Origin of the sequence: Pseudomonas sp. B21-040 (genome assembly GCF_024748695.1) — a bacterium.
Classification (GTDB): Bacteria; Pseudomonadota; Gammaproteobacteria; order Pseudomonadales; family Pseudomonadaceae; genus Aquipseudomonas.
In genome coordinates this window covers 3854249-3869965 of the sequence record NZ_CP087176.1, presented here as the reverse complement: position 1 = coordinate 3869965, position 15717 = coordinate 3854249, and the positions used below count along the sequence as shown (strand labels likewise).

Here is a 15717-nt window from a genome sequence, read left to right as displayed (position 1 = left end):
AGCCCAGGGCGCTTCGGACACCCATGATGAGCTGAAAAACATCCATGAAAAAGGCAGCCCCAAGGCTGCCTTTTTCTCATCCGGCGAATCGAATCAGGACAGGAACCCGCCGTCCACATTCAGCGAAACCCCAGTGGTGTAGCTCGACGCATCGCTCGCCAGGTACAACACGGCACCGGCCATCTCGCTTGGGTCCGCCACACGTTTGAGTGGAATTTGTGCCAGTGCGGTTTTCAGGATCGCATCGCTCTTGACCAGTGCCGAAGCGAACTTGGTGTCGGTCAGGCCTGGCAGCAGGGCATTGCAGCGGATGCCGAATTGCGCGCATTCCTTGGCGAACACTTTGGTCATGTTGATCACGGCCGCCTTGGTCACCGAGTAGATGCCCTGGAAGATGCCGGGCGAAACGCCGTTGATCGAGGCGACGTTGATGATGCTGCCGCCACCGTTTTCGCGCATCAGCTTGCCGGCTTCCACCGACATGAAGAAGTAGCCGCGGATGTTGACGTCGACGGTTTTCTGGAAGGCGCTGAGGTCGGTGTCCAGGACGTTGCAGAACTGTGGGTTGGTTGCCGCATTGTTGACCAGAATGTCGAGGCGGCCAAACTGTTCCTTGATGCCGGCGAAGACCTGGCTGATCTGCTCCATCTCACCAATATGGCAAGCCACGGCGGTGGCTTTGCCGCCGGCGGCGATGATCGCGTCGGCGACGTGCTGGCAACCGTCGAGCTTGCGGCTCGAGACGATGACGTGGGCGCCTTGCTGGGCCAGGAGCTTGGCGATGGCTTCACCGATACCGCGGCTGGCGCCGGAGACGAAAGCGATCTTGCCGTCGAGGTCGAACAACTGAGTCTTGGACATGGGATTCTCTTATGAAAAGTCTTGTTATTGGGCCAGGAGCGTAATCAAAGGCTGGATTTCTGGATGACTTGCAGGCTCATTTGCTCCAGCAGTTTGTTCATGTGAATGAACTGCGAGAAGCGTTTGTCCTGGGTCTGACCATGGAAGAAACGGTAGTAGATCTGCTGCACGATGCCGGCCAGGCGGAACAGGCCATAGGTGTAGTAGAAGTCGAAATTATCAATTTGAATGCCTGCGCGCTCAGCGTAGTAGTCGACGAATTCACGGCGGGTCAGCATGCCCGGTGCGTGACTCGGTTGGCGGCGCATCAGTTGCACCGGTGCCGGGTCGTCAGCCTGAATCCAGTAGGCGAGGGTGTTGCCCAGATCCATCAGCGGGTCGCCCAGGGTTGTGAGTTCCCAGTCGAGCACACCGATGATTTGCATCGGGTTTTGCGGGTCGAGGATCACATTGTCGAAGCGATAGTCGTTGTGGACGATGCTTGAAGTCGGGTGATCGGCCGGCATCTTGTCGTTGAGCCAGGCTTTGACCGTTTCCCACTGTGGAGCATCTGGCGACAGGGCTTTCTCGTAGCGGTCGCTCCAGCCTTTGATTTGCCGTGCGACATACCCTTCGGGTTTGCCAAGGTCACCCAGGCCGTAGGCGTTGTAGTCAACGCGGTGCAGTTCAACGAACTTGTCGATGAAGCTTTTGCACAAGGCTTCGGTTTTCGCCGAATCCAGGCCCAGTTCCGGTGGCAGTTCGGAGCGCAGGATGATCCCGTTGACCCGTTCCATCACATAGAACTCGGCGCCGATCACCGATTCGTCGGTGCAGTGCACGTAAGCCTTGGGGCAGTACGGGAAGCCATCGCGCAGTTGATTGAGGATGCGAAATTCGCGGCCCATGTCGTGAGCGGATTTGGCTTTGTGGCCAAACGGCGGCCGGCGCAGGACGAATTCCTGTTCCGGGTATTCCAGCAAGTAAGTGAGGTTCGACGCGCCGCCTGGAAACTGGCTGATCTGCGGCAAACCACTGAGGCCCGGAATGTGCGCCTTGAGATACGGATCGATCAGGCTGGCATCGAGTTCTTCGCCAGAGCGGATACGGGTGGACTGGTCAGTAAGCGCCATGCTTATCCCTTCTGCTTATTTTGGAGGCCAGACATCATTGGCTAATCTAATGGTGCGCCGGGGGAGCCACAAGTGCGGCACGGTCTTATAGGTTAGCGTGTTGCAGGATAATCAGCGTTCCTGATGTGCGGGAACAGGGACGGCGGGCTATGGTTCAGGGGGTACGGTGCTTCCAGGAAGGAGCGTTGAAATGGGCTGTCCGCAAGTCTGTGCCACCGCAACCCTGCAATGCAGTTTCGGCGCGGCACCTGCCGTGCTCAATGTGTTGCCGGTAAATCGCACCCTGACCGCTGGCCTGCCAGCGGCGAACATCATGGACCACATCCCGATGGTGAATGTCATGCCGTTTGGCATGTGCACGAGCCTGGCCAACCCGATGGTCGCGGCGGCCACTGCGGCGGCACTTGGGGTGCTGACGCCAATGCCCTGCATCCCGGCCACCGCTAGCCCATGGATCCCCGGCGGTGCGCCAACCGTCCTGCTGGGCAATATGCCGGCGCTCGACGCCAACAGCACCTTGATGTGCAACTGGGCAGGGGTGATCAAAATCGTCATGCCGGGGCAGATGCAGATGCTCATTCCCTGAGTCAGCTACGCCTGCTCCGGATCCGTCCAGCGTCGAAACCACCAGCGCATCCGCGAAATCGGTTTGCCCTCGGCATCCAGCGGTCGCCCGTCACTGGCAAAACCCTGCTCCGGTTCAACCAGTTGCCCATTGAGGTAACGCGCATCAACCGCTGGTTTACCATTGGGATGAAAGCGCTGATAACGCCCCTCGCGTACACCATCGCGGTAAAACTCCGACTCGGCGATCTGCCCATCGGGGAAATAATTAGTCGCCTCACCCTGCAACAAGCCCCGGCGGTAGCTGGCCTTGCGCTGCAGCCAGCCTTCAGGCGCATAAAAACTGGCAATGCCCTGCAATTTATCCTGCACATAAGGCAACTGCGCCGATACCTTGCCGTTGGGGTGATACAGCACGCTGGGGCCTTGGAGTTCACCCTGGCTGTAATTCAGATCAGCCTGTGGCCGACCATTTTCCTTGATGTGCAGCGGGCCCTCCAGTCGATCATCGATCAGGCGTCCGTCCATGTGGCTGTCACCACGCTGCAAGTCCACTTTGCTGGATGTCATCGTCATCCGTCTCCTCAGTTGACTTTCACCAGCCCGCCCTTGAGGGTCAGCATGCCACCGCCGTCCACAGTCTGCTCGGCCCCGCCCTTGTTCATCAGACTGACCCCCGCATCGTTGGTCAGCGTGGTGCCGGCCTTGTTGGTCAGTGACGTCCCGGCCTGATTGGTCAGTGCAGTGCCGGCTTTGTGCGTGACGGATGTACTGGCTTCAGCCGCGAAGTCCGCGCCACTCTTCATCGAAAAAGTGCCGCCACTTTCCAGGGTCAGGGTGCCGGTCACTTTGATGGTCAGATTGCCGTCGACCGTCAGGCTGTAATTGCCCGTGACCTGGTGCTCGTAGTTGCCGCCGGTGCTGTGCGTCTGGTCGGCGCCGACCTTCACCGTGCGGCTGTCCTTCACGTCGAGCGTGTCGCTGCCGGTCTGGATCGTCACGCTGCGTTTGCCTTTCTCCAACGTCACGGTTTCGTCACCGTCCTTTACCGTGCGTGTGCGAGCGTTCTGCACCGTCAGGGTTTCGTCATGGCCGACCGTGGCGGTGGTGTCGTTGAGCACATTGATCTTGAAATCCTTTTGCGCCTGCAAGAACACCTCTTCGGCGTCTTTCTTGTCCTCAAAGCGCAATTCGTTGAAACCGCCGCCGCCCTTGGATGATTGAGTCTTGATCCCGGACTGGGTCTGATTCGCCGGCAAGGCATAGGGTAGGGCGTTGTCACCGTTGTAGACGCAACCGGTCACCAGCGGCCGATCCGGATCGCCATCGATAAACGTCACGATCACTTCCTGGCCGATACGCGGGACGAACTGCATGCCGAAACCCTTGCCACTCCAGGGCAGCACGACCCGAACCCAGCACGAACTGGTTTCATCGTTCTTGCCGTCGCGATCCCAGGGGAATTGCAACTTGATGCGGCCATATTGATCGGTCCAGATTTCTTCACCGGCCTTGCCGACGACGAGGGCGGTCTGAGGGTGCATGCGGGGTTTGGGTGTCGTGCGTTGCGGGCGGAACGGTGTGGCCTTGGGGATCGCTTCGAAGCGATTCTGGTAGTTTTCGTGACTGGCTTCATGAGTGACCGCCGTCACTACCCAATCGATATTCAGCGTCGAGTCATCATGGCCGGCGAGGGTGAACCAGTGCCCTGGCACCAGCCAGCGACAGTCACTCTCGCCGACAAAACGTTTCTCCTGGCTGCGCAGCCCGTCGACTCGCTGCTTGGTCAACGTATCGCCCCGAGCCTTGGCGTTGTAGCTGCCGGGGTGCTCGTACATCGAGCGCGGCCCGGCGACGGCTTCGGCCTGGCTGTAGAGCGACGTGGTCGGCGTCGTGAACTCGTAATCTGTTGCACGAAAAAAGCCGGCTACGGCTTGCATGCACACCTGGCCGGAGCGAATGCCGTGCAGTTCGCGCTCGCCCATTTGCTGGCCGAGGTAGTTGATCTTCGGTCCGTTGGGGATCTGCGCGAAGGCATCGTTGCTGTCCCCCAACACCAGCGTGTGCTTGCCTTCTTCGTGGGTGAAAAACCAGAAGATCCCTTCTTCTTCCAGCAACCGCGAAACGAAGGCGAAATCCGTTTCGCCGTACTGCACGCAGTACTCGCGAGGGGTGTAACTGCCGGTGAGTTTCAGCGCGAAGTCGGTGAAACCGTGAGCCTTGAAAATCGTGGTGACGATGTCTGAGGTGCTGAGGTTCTGGAACACGCGGTTGTTGCTGGCCAGCGTAAGCCACCAGAGCCATGGCCGCAGTACAAGCTGATAACGCTCTGCGGTGGCGTCGGCGGGGAGTTGGCGTATTTCGGCGACCAGTGCGTCGAACGCGCGACTTTGTGCGTCGTTGTGCAGGGTGGTGGTGACATGTGTGGCGACCGCAGAAGCCAGGGGCAGGGCGGAACCGTCGTTGAGGCCGTTGAGGGTTTGCGAGCCGAGCGAGTTGAGCGCTTCTTCGCCGGACAGCGACTCAGGATAAAGCGCCGACAGCGAGGTGGCGGTGAGGGAGAGGGTGGTGTTGCTGTCGGTGGTGCGTGGCATTGAACGCCTCAGCAGTGATCAATTACTTGGATAACCGGCACCGCCAGCAAAGTGTCTTCGATATTAATTATCTAGAGGCCTGTGACGTCGTATCCCTTTGAGATCAGGATGGTTTTTAAGTGGCCGGGGAACTCTTGGATTGCGGTCACTGCTACTTTGTAATAACTGTCATCGCCTTTTCCCGTTCGACTCCAATCGACCTTGTGGGTGACCTGGTTATTAAAAAAAATAATACTGATGGCCCTGAATTTATCTTTGGTGCCATGGCTTCCCATCTCGTCAAAGTTTTTACCTACTTCAAACAGGAAGTTTTGAGTGTGTGCAACGCCGGGCTGGTCGGCAATTTTGGTTGTGGTGGCCGTTCTAGAGCAGGCACCTCCTTCGTCGTAGTAGGGGTTTTTTTTGTCGCTGGCTTCTCTCGGTACTACGTCAACATCCCAGTCGAGTGCGTCAGGTTTGAAATAGCCTTCGATGTCGGTGACATAGTTATCTACTTGAGGGCCTTCCAGCCATTTCATGGTTCTGGACTTGAATTGAATCATCTTGCCGTTGGGGGACTTGATGGTGAATACAATTCCGTTGGTCAACGCCTGACTAAAACTTTGACCTATCGCCGATATATCCTCGTCAACGTCGACTCTCAATTGGGCATCGTCAAATTTCATAGGCATACGTTTGACCTCCATGAATTAATTGCTGTCCATGCCGCGGAGTTTTTCACTGGCGACACTCAGCGGCGAGTGCAGTCGTATCCGGGTTGGATCGGGTTGATTAAATGGGTGACTCGTTATAGCCACCTGGACTGGTCTGGGGATTGGAGCGTTGTTGCCACTCAATGAATGATTCGCCATACACGTCGAGTGACTCAAACAGGTGGCCAACGCCAAATGCTCCTGGCGGATTTGCCACGCCTGACAAGATGGCGGTTATTGTTGGCTTCAATGCTCCGCCCAGCAGATTGACCCTGGCAGCGAATATTGTGACCCGACGAGGGAGGAAGGACATGGAGGCATAAAACCGCTGATATTCACGTTCGACCCAACGCAGCGCCCTGCATGTCATGAAGTAGATTCTTTCGGGATTCAACATGCTTAAAGCATCTATCAAATCTTGTGAATGCACGCATTGGGCGGGAGGAGTCGTCATGGGGTGGCCAGCTCTCAGAGGAACTTTTATTCCCGCATTTCCATGCCCCATCCAGAACACCAGGTTGGGACCAGGGTAGGTCATGGTCACGGTGCGTATGTGATGGAGTGTGGCTGGTGATATCCGGCTACCAACGAACAGAACATTGATCAGAACGGCCCCGGTACCAGCAAACAGCGCCGGAGCACGGCCACCTTGATCATCCGAATTGTGCAACACGATAACTGCCATGATCCTGAAACTCCTTTGAGGGTGCCTGACGGCACCTGAATAATCATTTACTCAAGCACCCACTCCGCCAACTTCCCCGTCACCTGCGTCATCAACACATTTTCAACATCCCTCGCACCCGCCGCACTGCACTTGGCCAACACTGCCTGGACAATCCCGGCATCAAATTCGAACTGTTTTCCAGTCGCGGCTTTGTATCGGCCACGCAGTTTCTCCAGCTTCGCCAACACAATCCCTTCCAGTGTTGCCTCATCCAGTGGCCGATACGCCACCACCGTCATCCGCGCCAGAAACGCCGGGCGAAATGCTTGCAGCAGCACTTTGTGCAACGCTTCGTTGAAGGCGTCGGTGCCCAGTTGCGCCACGGGTGTGTCGAGCAACAATTCAGCACCGACGTTACTGGTGGCGAGCATCACAGTGTTTTTGAAGTCCACCACCAACCCGGTGCCGTCCTCCATGACGCCTTTGTCGAAGACGTTGTAGAAGGCTTCGAGCACATCCGGGTGGGCCTTTTCAATTTCGTCGAGCAGCACCACCGAATAAGGTTTACGCCGCACCGCTTCGGTGAGCACGCCGCCGCTGCCATAACCAACATAGCCGGGCGGGGCACCTTTGAGTTGGCTGACGGTGTGGGCTTCCTGGTATTCCGAAAGGTTGATGCTGATCAGGTTACGTTCGCCGCCATACAGCGCATCGGCTAGCGCGTAAGCGGTTTCGGTTTTGCCGACACCGGTGGGGCCGACCAGCAGGAACACGCCGACCGGTTTTTGCGGGTCGGTAAGGCCGGCACGGTAGGCCTGCAGACGCTGGGCGATGGTGCCCAGCGCAATGCTCTGGCCCATGACGCGCAAACCCATGCGCTGGCCGAGGGTGCGTACGGCGTGGGCTTCGTCAGCGAGCATTTTTCCGACCGGGATGCCGGTCCAGCCGGCGATGACGGCGGCGACGGTTTTGGTATCGACCTGTTCCGGCACCAGCGGGTCGTCCTGGCGAATGGCATCGAGTCCTGCTTCCAGTCGTACCAGTTCTGCAGCCAGGTGATCGATACGGCTGTCGATGGCTTCGTCCGGTTTGTCGCTGTCGGCGCGCTCGCTCAAGGCCAGCAACTCGCTGCGGGTTTCCAGCAACTCGCGCACGGCGACTCGCTCTTCGTTCCAGCGGGTTTCCAGTTCGCGAATGGCCTGCACATTGCCGGTCGATTCGCTTTCCAGCAGGGTGATGCGCTCACGATGATCGAGTCCGGTCGCCTGTTCGCGGCGCAGGCGTTCGACTTCATCTTTGAGGCTGTTCTGGCGGTGGCGCAGGCTTTCCAGTGGCGGTGGCACGTCGTGCTGGCCGAGGGCGACACGGGCGCACGCGGTGTCGAGCACGCTGATTGCCTTGTCCGGTAACTGGCGTCCGGAGATGTAGCGGTGGGACAGTTTCACCGCTTCGTGAATCGCAGCGTCCAGCACCTGCACACCGTGGTGTTGTTCGAGTTTGGCAGCGACACCACGGAGCATTTCCACGGCGGTGGTTTCGTCCGGTTCTTCGACTTGTACCAGTTGAAAACGCCGGGCAAGGGCCGGGTCCTTCTCGAAGTATTTTTTATACTCAAGCCAGGTGGTCGCGGCGAGGGTGCGCAGTTCGCCTCGGGCGAGCGCCGGTTTGAGAAGGTTGGCCGCGTCGCTGCCGCCTTCGGCACCGCCAGCGCCAATCAGTGTGTGGGCTTCGTCGATGAACAAAATGATCGGTTTCTCGGCGCTGCGCACCGCGTCGATCACGCCTTTGAGGCGTTGCTCGAACTCACCTTTGACCCCGGCGCCGGCCTGCAACATACCAAGGTCAAGCACCCGCAAACTGACTTCCTGCAACGACGGCGGCACGTCCCTGGCGGCAATGCGCAGGGCCAGGCCTTCGACCACCGCAGTTTTGCCCACGCCCGGTGCACCGACCAGAATCGGGTTGTTCTGTCGGCGGCGCAGGAGGATGTCGATGCATTGGCGGATCTCGCCATCGCGGCCGACGATGGGGTCTATTCGCCCGGCATGAGCGTCGGCGGTAAGGTCCTGGGTGTACTGGTCCAGTACGCCATCGTGTTTTGGCCCCGGGTTGCCAGCCCCTGGAGAACGTACCGCCCCCACGTGTTCCCGAGAGCTTTCGGTCCATTCCAGCAGATTGTTGCGCAGCGCCTCGCGAGGAATTTTCAACAGTGAGGAAGCACTGTTGAGCAGCAGGCTGCGGCGCTCGTCGCGGTCGATCAATGCCAGTAGCAGTAAGCCCGAGCGAATGCTGTCCAGCCCTAGCACGCTGGCTTGCACTACCGCATCTTCGAGCAGGCCGGTGGTGTGCGACGACAATGCCGGGGTGCGTGTGCTGCCGGATTTGAACAGGTCCAGCGCCTTGTTGATTTCCGCCGTCAAGGCATCACGCTCCAGGCCGAAACGCGGCAGCAGATAAGCGAAGTCACCGCCCTCGATGTCCAGCAGTTCCAGCAGCAAGTGCTCAATTTCGACGTAGTGATGGCCCCGTTGCAGACAGCGTTGCGCGGCTCGTTCGAGGGCGCGGCGGTTGTCCGGGTTGAGGCGTCCGATCAGGCTGGCCAGTTCCATGTTCAGGTGATCTCCGGCTGACGAAGGCCGATGGTGATCCGTTGCACGGCAAGGCTGGCCTGACGTTGCAGACCGCCATTCCAACTGAGCACTGGAGGCGCTTGACGTCCAAGTTTCATTGGGCCGGCGCCACGTACCAGCAGCACCAGCGTGCAATCCAGATCCGGACCGAAATACAGGGCGCTGAGGCTGGCGAGCGCAGCATGAGATTCGCCATCGGGCAGAAATCGCGCGGCCTGGGCAGACGTCAGCGGGCCGAGGGTCAGGCGATAACCTGCGTGTTCATCCCAGACCCGAGTGCCGGCCACTGCGCTGACGCCCAATTGCAGATTGCGCCCACCCGGTTGCAAGCGACTGCGACTGGCGGGCGGGATCTCGCGCCAGGCACCTTGAAAGGCACTGAGCTCCACGGGTAGTTCGAACTGCTCACGTATGATCGCGGCAAATCCGGCAAGGGAGCGGCGTCCATCAGTAAACAGGGCAGTGCACGCCAGTACGGCGCAATCGGGGATGGCCTGTCGTTCCTGCAACGCTTTGGGCAGCAGTCCGGTCAGTGCCCGCAATTGCACCTGCACCGGGGAGACTCCGGGTGCGGTGAAACCTGCGGCGATCCGGTGTTTGCGCATCACTTTGTACAGCAGGCTCAGCAGTCGATGCTGGAACAGGTCAAGGAATACGGCGGGGGCATGATCCTTGGCCCGTGCCCGTTGCTGCAGCCATTCCTGATAGGCGTAGGGCAGGGGGCCGTCGGGGCCGCCAAGGCCAAATACCGGTGTGCTCAGGACCGGCTGCTGGCCGGGTTCCTGGGTGAGGCTTTCGATTTCACTGGCCGAGAATAGTGGCGTCAACGGCCCCCGCAAGCGCAGTGCTTCCGCTTGTGGGGCGGTGCCGCTGCCCAGCGATTCGGCCTGCGGGTGTTCGCGTTCCAGCAGCAACAACGCCTGCAACAATTCGAACGCCTGGGGTTCCTGACGCAGTCGTTGGCTCAGGCTCAGAGGGACAGCGGCATGCCGGCTTGGGGTTGCCATGCTTTGACCTCCTTGTCTGATTGAACCAGTACCGTGCGCACAAAGCGGTTGGCGGTGGCGTAGAGCGAAAAGAATTGCGCCAGTACCGCTGAAAACAACACCGCGCTGCTGCCGACGAAATGCTGCGGATCAAGCTGTAACCGCACTTCAAGTCCATTGCGCCAGCCGCGCCAGGCGTCTTCGCCGACATGGGCGATGACCCGTTCGCAACCGAGGCCAAGCAAGCCTTCGATCTGTCGCCAGGCGCTGGCCTCGTCACGCAGGTTGTGCAATTGCAGAATTTCCCGGAGTGCATCCAGAGCCTGTGGCCCTTCGACCAGCGACAAATGATTGAGGCTCAGTTGCGACACCAGCCGCCAACGCGATTCTCCGTCCAGGCGCGGCAAACTCTGTGGGCTTGGAGGATTGCGCAGGCGCGCCCAGGCTACCGGGCCCGGACGCTCAAAGCCTAACGGCGTGCCGGCGGGAAGGCTCTGAGCCAGGTGTCGGTTTGTGCAGAGCAGTTCGGCGGTGAGGCTGTATTCGATGGCGTCCGTCAGCGGGTCGAGTCGGGTATCCACTAGGCTCAGCAACAGGTCAGTGCCGAGGCGATTCGGGGTCATGCCGCTAACGCGCCGGGCGTGCCAGTAACACTGTTTATCGTTTCCGCTGTGCTGGCTGCCGTAATAGGCCGGTACTCGCTGTACGCCCTGGCGGGTGCTGGCCCGCATCGCCCGGATGCTATGGATCTCGACGCTGTTTTCCCGATGACTGTCGGCCACCAGGCGGTATTCGCTGCGGGTGCCGTCCGGACGCAGTGGCTCTGAGGTTCGCGGAAACAGGTTGATCACCGGCGTGCAGCCCAGTGCAAAATCGCTGGCCTGAAGGTGCATTCGATTGCTCGGCGCACGGTCAAAGACGATGTACACATACAGGGCCTGGTGATCGCTGGTGACACCGGCCAGAGGCAAATCAAAGAAGTTGAATTTGTCCGGGAAGGCAAAGTATTCGGCTAATAAGCGCATGCCAGGGTGCACGCCATCCTCGTCTGGTAGCAACACTTCATCGCTGGCAAAACCGACGATGTGTGGCAGCCCCTCAAGCCCCTTCGGCACGCTGCCGATGGGGCCGGCCAGCACCTTCACGGCATGAGCACCGAGCAGGTCATAGAGACAAGCGTTGATCACCGGCGAGGCGCTCAGGTGGATACGCAATTGTTCGATGCCCAGCGTTGACCATTGACTGTCGCCCAGGCAACGCAGGCCCAGACGCAGCGCCGAACGAGCCTGAGCGACGCCCGTCAGGGCCTGGGCTTCTTCGCTGCCCAACATCAATGCTTCATTGATTTCCAATGGCCACAAACGAACCGCCGCAGTGGTGCGAAAATGGATGCTTTCGCCTTTGCTGGTGGTGACGAACAATGGCGTATCGCGGGGCAACGGGTAACCGTCGTCCAGATTGCCTTTGCTGGGGTCCGGTTCGAATTGCACGATGGCGCAAGATGGCAGGGGGCGCATCGCCAATGGATACAGTTGTTCCAGAAGCGCATCGCTGAATTCGGCGTAGTCGTCATCCAGTCGCCGTTGCAGGCGCGCCGCCAGAAGCGCAAAACCCTCCAGCAGCCGTTCGACGTGCGGGTCGGGGCATTCCCCGGGAGACAGCTCCAGGCGCCTGGCAACCTTGGGGTAACGTTCGGCGAAAATACTTCCCGCATGGCGCAACCAGGTCAGTTCCTTCTGGTAATAGTCGAGCAGTTGCGGGTCAATCGAGTCGCTCATGACGCACCTCAAGGCCATCGCTGACCCGCTCGATAAAAAAGGCCACCGGCCAGTGCTGACGGCCACTGCGTAGCTCCCCGACCAACCGAATCCTCAGTTGCTGCGGTTGACCGGGCACTGGCTCGACCTGAACTTCGCCCAGTCGCAGGCGCGGCTCAAAATGGGTAATGGCCTCGCGCACGTCCCGCGCCAACTGACGACGGTCATCGCTGCGTTGCTGTTGCAGGGCGGTCCAGTCAGCGATGCCGTAGTCGAGAATGCTCGGCGGTGAGGTGAGCGCGTGTGGACCGCGTCGGGTGTTGAACAGGCGCAGCAGTTCCGTGCGGACCGAGTCGAGCAGGCCTTGAAGGTCGAACACGCGCAGCGTGTCGACCTCGCTTGAGGCGAGTCGCTCGAACAGCGGCGGGAGGAAGCGGCTGCCAGCCATGGCCGACGCGTGCGCTTACTTGACGAGCTTGTTGGCAGCCAGATCCCAGGTCGAGGCGGCCGTGCCTTCCTTGGTTCCGTCGTCCTTTTGCGCAGTCAGCTCCCATTTGATCTTGGTGAAGTTCAGGGACAGGGTTTCCACCGGTTTGCCACCCGTTCCGCCGCTGACGCTTACGTTGGACAGCACCACGTTGGTCAGGGTGTAGATGATGAACGGCATCAGTTGGCCGCTGCCTTCAGCCGCGTTGCGACCGATGATGACCTTTGCTTCCGGAATCGGTTTGCCGGCGCAGCAATATTCGTTCAGAGATGGAGTCGAGCTGTCGACGAACTTCGTCAACGTGAACTCACCGATGTGTGGCTTGCCGGAAGTCCGTTCCGAGTTGCTGACATCGTTGGTCACCTGCATGGCCACGTTGTGGCTGTAGGACATGACTTCGATCTTGTCCTTATAGCCCTCAAGCAGGCTGTCGCCTTTGATGTCGCCGCCGAGGTCGAGAATGATTGCATCCATCGCATGAAACTCCTGAAGGTTATCGCAATTAAGTGGGGTGAACGCCCATGCCGATCAGTCGAGCCACCGATTGAGCCCCGTGGCGAGGAAGCAAGCCCCCTCGCCACGGGTCAGTGGTCAGGCGGCTACCGGTGGCGGCAGGGTGGCGACCAGGCGGATCGAGGCGGTCAGTTCTTCCAGCTGGAAGTGTGGCCGCAGGAACACCGTGGCCTTGTAGGCGCCCGGCTTGCCGGCGACTTCAGTCACATCCACACGGGCTTCACGCAACGGGTACTGCGCCTTGATTTCTTGCGGCGCGTTATCGTTGATCAGCACGTAATCGGCGATCCAGTTGTTGAGGTAGGTCTGCACGTTGTCACGGGTCATGAAGCTGCCGACCTTGTCGCGCATGATCACCTTCAGGTAGTGCGCGAAACGCGAGGCGGCGAGCACGTAAGGCAACATCGCCGAAATCCGCGCGTTGGCGTTGGCCTCGTTGGTGTTGTACAGCTTGGATTTGTTGGTGGTCTGGCCGCCGAAAAACACCGCCACGTCGCTGTTTTTCTTGTGGCACAAGGCGATGAAACCGAGGTCGTTGAGCTCTTTTTCCCGGCGATCGGTGATTGCCACTTCAGTCGGGCACTTGAGTGACAAGTCGCCGGAGGTGGTGCGGAACGTGTGGGCTGGCAAACCTTCGACTGCGCCACCGCCTTCGGCCCCGCGAATCGCCGCGCACCAGCCGTACTTGGCGAAGGCTTCGGTGATGCGTTGCGACAAGGCCCAGGCGGCGTTGCCCCACAAGTATTTACCGTGGTCGCTGCCGTTGACGTCCTCAACGTAATTGATGCCTTCGACCGGCGAGGTGTCCGGGCCGTACGGCAGGCGCAGCAGGAAATGCGGCAACACCAGCGACACGTAGCGCGAATCTTCGCTTTCACGGAACGAGCGCCATTTGATCAGTTCCTGGCTCTCGAAGACTTTCGACAGGTCACGTGGCACGGCCAGTTCGGTGAAGCTGTTCATGTCGAACAGTCGTGGGCTGGCGGCGGCAATGAACGGGGCGTGCGCCGCTGCGGCGACGTTCGACAGTTTCTCCAGCAGGCCGATGTCCTGCGGGTGACGGCCAAAGGTGTAGTCACCCACCAGCAGGCTGAACGGGTGGCCACCGAAGGTGCCGTATTCTTCTTCGTAGATCTTCTTGAACAGCGCGCTCTGGTCAAACTCGACAGCTTTTTCCAGGTCGTTCTGCAGCTCTTTCTGAGTCACATTCAGCAAGCGCAATTTGAGCCTGGAGCTGGTTTCGGTGTTTTGCACCAACAGGTGCAAGCCGCGCCAGGAGGCTTCGAGTTTCTGTAAGTCGGGGTGGTGCAAGACTTCATTGAGTTGCGCGCTGATCAATTCATCGATCTGGCTGATGCGGTCGTTGATCATCGCCACGGTGTCCTTGTCGATGGCCATGCCTTCGTCGAGAACCTGGGTGGCGAACTCCGCGAGCATGTCGCGGGCATAGTCCTGCTGGCTATCGTCATGGGCCATGCGGCCTTCGGCGATGATGCGGTCGAGCAAGGACAGGCTTTGAGTAGTGCTTTCACTGGTGTTGGCGCTGGCTGAAGCGGGCATGGCGACGTCTCCTTAAGTGAATAAGTGATCAGGCCTGCGGTTGATCGGGGGCATCGCTCGGTGCTTCGCTGTCACCTGCGGGGGGAGCGGTTTCCGGGCGCGCAGACTTGATCTCTTGCAGGCCTTCGGTGTTGGCGATGACGTCGCGCAACAGCTTGTCCAGGTCATCGTTGCCGTCGAGTTTGGTCAGCAGGTCACGCAAACGCTGACGGGCTTCGAACAGACGCCGCAACGGGGTCACTTGCTCGACCACCTTGACCGGGTCGAAGTCGTCGATGTGTTTGAAGTTGAGTTCGATGTTGAGCTTGCTCTCGTCACCGCTGAGCGTGTTGGTGACCTGCAAGGTGGCGCGCGGGGCAATAGAGGCGAGCACTTCGTTGAAGTTGTCGCGGTCGATCTCGGTGAAGCGCCGTTCGTTCAACTTGGGAAGTGGCTCGAGTGGTTTGCCGGAAAGGTCGGCCAGGATTCCGACGACCAACGGCAATTCTTTTTTCTCGATGGCGTTGCCGATTTCGACGTCGTAGGTGATTTGCACCCTTGGCGGGCGGACCCTGTCGAGCTTGTGCTGAGTACTTTCTGCCATGTTGGCTGACTCCGATGCATGAGCGGGCGCAATGCATCGGGAGGCCCGTTCATCGCTTTCCCTTGCTGGACCGTAGGTTAGAAAGGGTGGCAGATGGACCTGTCGTTCCTTTGACAAACCTTCCACATTCGGCATAGGGGGGCCGAACTACCCAAGACGCTAGAACAGGTCTATAAAAAAGCAAGCGAAAAACAATCTTGGACCGCCTCGAGAAAAGGACAATTCACTTTGTTTGCACGTTTTTTTGCTTTCGCCCTGTTCCTGACCCTTTCCGGGTGCTCGTTTTTCGGGCCTCGGGTGGACCTCGACAACCTGACCCTGGACGTCGCGCCCAAGGCCAACGACGACACTCCGATCGCTGTGGATTTCATCGCCGTGAACGACCCGGACTTGCTCAAGCAGTTGTCCGGCATCACGGCGCGGCAGTGGTTTGCCGAGCGTGATCAATATCAACGCGACTATCGGCAGTTGATAACGGTGTGGGGGCTGGAGCTGGTCCCCGGCCAGTTCATCGACAAACAACCCTTCCCGCTGGGGGGCAAGCGGGCGACTGGACTTTTGGTCTTCGCCAGCTATAACACTCCCGGAGCACACCGATTACGGCTCGATGATCAGAGCGATGCCTGGCTCAAGTTCGACAGCCGCGAGATGACGCTGGTCAACAACACTGCGCAGTGAACCCATTGTCAGTGCGCCGTTTTGCGCGGTGAT

The 15717-nt window shown here is 59.4% G+C and carries 15 protein-coding genes; 2 read left to right on the top strand and 13 right to left on the bottom strand.

The features are described from left to right. Nucleotides 1-93 precede the first annotated feature (93 nt). Together LOY55_RS17700 and LOY55_RS17695 are read right to left on the bottom strand one after the other, a co-directional pair. Nucleotides 94-861 carry an SDR family oxidoreductase gene (locus LOY55_RS17700; protein WP_258666002.1) on the bottom strand — a complete coding sequence of 256 codons (768 nt, stop codon included), beginning with the start codon at nt 859-861 and terminating at the stop codon, nt 94-96. 44 nt (nt 862-905) lie between these two features. Further along, a complete protein-coding gene (locus LOY55_RS17695; protein WP_258666001.1) occupies nt 906-1973 on the bottom strand; it encodes a phosphotransferase family protein in 1068 nt (355 codons plus the stop codon). Between the two features lie 190 nt (nt 1974-2163). Here LOY55_RS17695 and LOY55_RS17690 point away from each other — a divergent pair, with 190 nt between their 5' ends. Next, nucleotides 2164-2559: a DUF4280 domain-containing protein gene (locus LOY55_RS17690; protein ID WP_258665999.1), complete on the top strand. Its 396-nt coding sequence runs from the start codon at nt 2164-2166 to the stop codon at nt 2557-2559. A 5-nt stretch (nt 2560-2564) separates the two neighbouring features. Here LOY55_RS17690 and LOY55_RS17685 read toward each other — a convergent pair whose 3' ends face one another. The 11 genes from LOY55_RS17685 to tssB all read right to left on the bottom strand — a co-directional run bounded on the left by LOY55_RS17685 (nt 2565) and on the right by tssB (nt 15006). Then, nucleotides 2565-3107, bottom strand: a complete 543-nt coding sequence (locus LOY55_RS17685) for a toxin-antitoxin system YwqK family antitoxin (RefSeq protein ID WP_109786254.1) — start codon at nt 3105-3107, stop codon at nt 2565-2567. A 14-nt stretch (nt 3108-3121) separates the two neighbouring features. Next, nucleotides 3122-5131, bottom strand: coding sequence for a type VI secretion system tip protein VgrG (gene tssI, locus LOY55_RS17680; RefSeq protein ID WP_223525220.1), 2010 nt, complete (start codon nt 5129-5131; stop codon nt 3122-3124). Between the two features lie 71 nt (nt 5132-5202). Further along, nucleotides 5203-5802, bottom strand: a complete 600-nt coding sequence (locus LOY55_RS17675; RefSeq protein ID WP_109786127.1) for a hypothetical protein — start codon at nt 5800-5802, stop codon at nt 5203-5205. A 100-nt stretch (nt 5803-5902) separates the two neighbouring features. Continuing rightward, complete coding sequence (locus LOY55_RS17670) at nt 5903-6508, bottom strand: hypothetical protein (protein ID WP_046031397.1); 606 nt, start codon at nt 6506-6508, stop codon at nt 5903-5905. Between the two features lie 47 nt (nt 6509-6555). Then, on the bottom strand, nt 6556-9099 hold the full coding sequence (gene tssH, locus LOY55_RS17665; RefSeq protein WP_258665997.1) for a type VI secretion system ATPase TssH: 2544 nt from the start codon (nt 9097-9099) through the stop codon (nt 6556-6558). Nucleotides 9100-9101: 2 nt separating this feature from the next. Further along, the gene (gene tssG, locus LOY55_RS17660) at nt 9102-10127 is read right to left on the bottom strand and encodes a type VI secretion system baseplate subunit TssG (RefSeq protein ID WP_258665995.1); all 1026 of its coding nucleotides are present in this window, start codon (nt 10125-10127) and stop codon (nt 9102-9104) included. Next, nucleotides 10091-11884: a type VI secretion system baseplate subunit TssF gene (gene tssF / locus LOY55_RS17655; RefSeq protein ID WP_258665993.1), complete on the bottom strand. Its 1794-nt coding sequence runs from the start codon at nt 11882-11884 to the stop codon at nt 10091-10093. Before tssF ends, tssG begins: the two co-directional genes overlap by 37 nt. Continuing rightward, entirely contained in the window at nt 11868-12311 is a 444-nt protein-coding gene (gene tssE, locus LOY55_RS17650; RefSeq protein ID WP_109786124.1) for a type VI secretion system baseplate subunit TssE, read from the bottom strand. The genes tssF and tssE overlap by 17 nt, the downstream gene beginning before the upstream one ends. A 15-nt stretch (nt 12312-12326) precedes the next feature. Further along, entirely contained in the window at nt 12327-12824 is a 498-nt protein-coding gene (locus tag LOY55_RS17645; protein WP_046031392.1) for an Hcp family type VI secretion system effector, read from the bottom strand. 117 nt (nt 12825-12941) lie between these two features. Next, a complete protein-coding gene (tssC, locus tag LOY55_RS17640; RefSeq protein ID WP_046031391.1) occupies nt 12942-14423 on the bottom strand; it encodes a type VI secretion system contractile sheath large subunit in 1482 nt (493 codons plus the stop codon). Nucleotides 14424-14451: 28 nt separating this feature from the next. Next, the gene (gene tssB, locus LOY55_RS17635) at nt 14452-15006 is read right to left on the bottom strand and encodes a type VI secretion system contractile sheath small subunit (protein WP_046031390.1); all 555 of its coding nucleotides are present in this window, start codon (nt 15004-15006) and stop codon (nt 14452-14454) included. Nucleotides 15007-15234: 228 nt separating this feature from the next. Here tssB and LOY55_RS17630 point away from each other — a divergent pair, with 228 nt between their 5' ends. Continuing rightward, nucleotides 15235-15684, top strand: a complete 450-nt coding sequence (locus LOY55_RS17630; protein WP_046031389.1) for a hypothetical protein — start codon at nt 15235-15237, stop codon at nt 15682-15684. Nucleotides 15685-15717: the final 33 nt, after the last annotated feature.

What these genes read in the sequence shown, in the direction of transcription:
- tssB (WP_046031390.1), bottom strand. Translation starts at nt 15,006, where the DNA reads ATGGCAGAAAGTACTCAGCACAAGCTCGACAGGGTCCGCCCGCCAAGG.
- LOY55_RS17645 (WP_046031392.1), bottom strand. Translation starts at nt 12,824, where the DNA reads ATGGATGCAATCATTCTCGACCTCGGCGGCGACATCAAAGGCGACAGC.
- tssF (WP_258665993.1), bottom strand. Translation starts at nt 11,884, where the DNA reads ATGAGCGACTCGATTGACCCGCAACTGCTCGACTATTACCAGAAGGAA.
- tssG (WP_258665995.1), bottom strand. Translation starts at nt 10,127, where the DNA reads ATGGCAACCCCAAGCCGGCATGCCGCTGTCCCTCTGAGCCTGAGCCAA.
- LOY55_RS17695 (WP_258666001.1), bottom strand. Translation starts at nt 1,973, where the DNA reads ATGGCGCTTACTGACCAGTCCACCCGTATCCGCTCTGGCGAAGAACTC.
- LOY55_RS17700 (WP_258666002.1), bottom strand. Translation starts at nt 861, where the DNA reads ATGTCCAAGACTCAGTTGTTCGACCTCGACGGCAAGATCGCTTTCGTC.
- LOY55_RS17690 (WP_258665999.1), top strand. Translation starts at nt 2,164, where the DNA reads ATGGGCTGTCCGCAAGTCTGTGCCACCGCAACCCTGCAATGCAGTTTC.
- tssI (WP_223525220.1), bottom strand. Translation starts at nt 5,131, where the DNA reads ATGCCACGCACCACCGACAGCAACACCACCCTCTCCCTCACCGCCACC.
- LOY55_RS17685 (WP_109786254.1), bottom strand. Translation starts at nt 3,107, where the DNA reads ATGACATCCAGCAAAGTGGACTTGCAGCGTGGTGACAGCCACATGGAC.
- tssE (WP_109786124.1), bottom strand. Translation starts at nt 12,311, where the DNA reads ATGGCTGGCAGCCGCTTCCTCCCGCCGCTGTTCGAGCGACTCGCCTCA.
- tssH (WP_258665997.1), bottom strand. Translation starts at nt 9,099, where the DNA reads ATGGAACTGGCCAGCCTGATCGGACGCCTCAACCCGGACAACCGCCGC.
- LOY55_RS17675 (WP_109786127.1), bottom strand. Translation starts at nt 5,802, where the DNA reads ATGCCTATGAAATTTGACGATGCCCAATTGAGAGTCGACGTTGACGAG.
- tssC (WP_046031391.1), bottom strand. Translation starts at nt 14,423, where the DNA reads ATGCCCGCTTCAGCCAGCGCCAACACCAGTGAAAGCACTACTCAAAGC.
- LOY55_RS17670 (WP_046031397.1), bottom strand. Translation starts at nt 6,508, where the DNA reads ATGGCAGTTATCGTGTTGCACAATTCGGATGATCAAGGTGGCCGTGCT.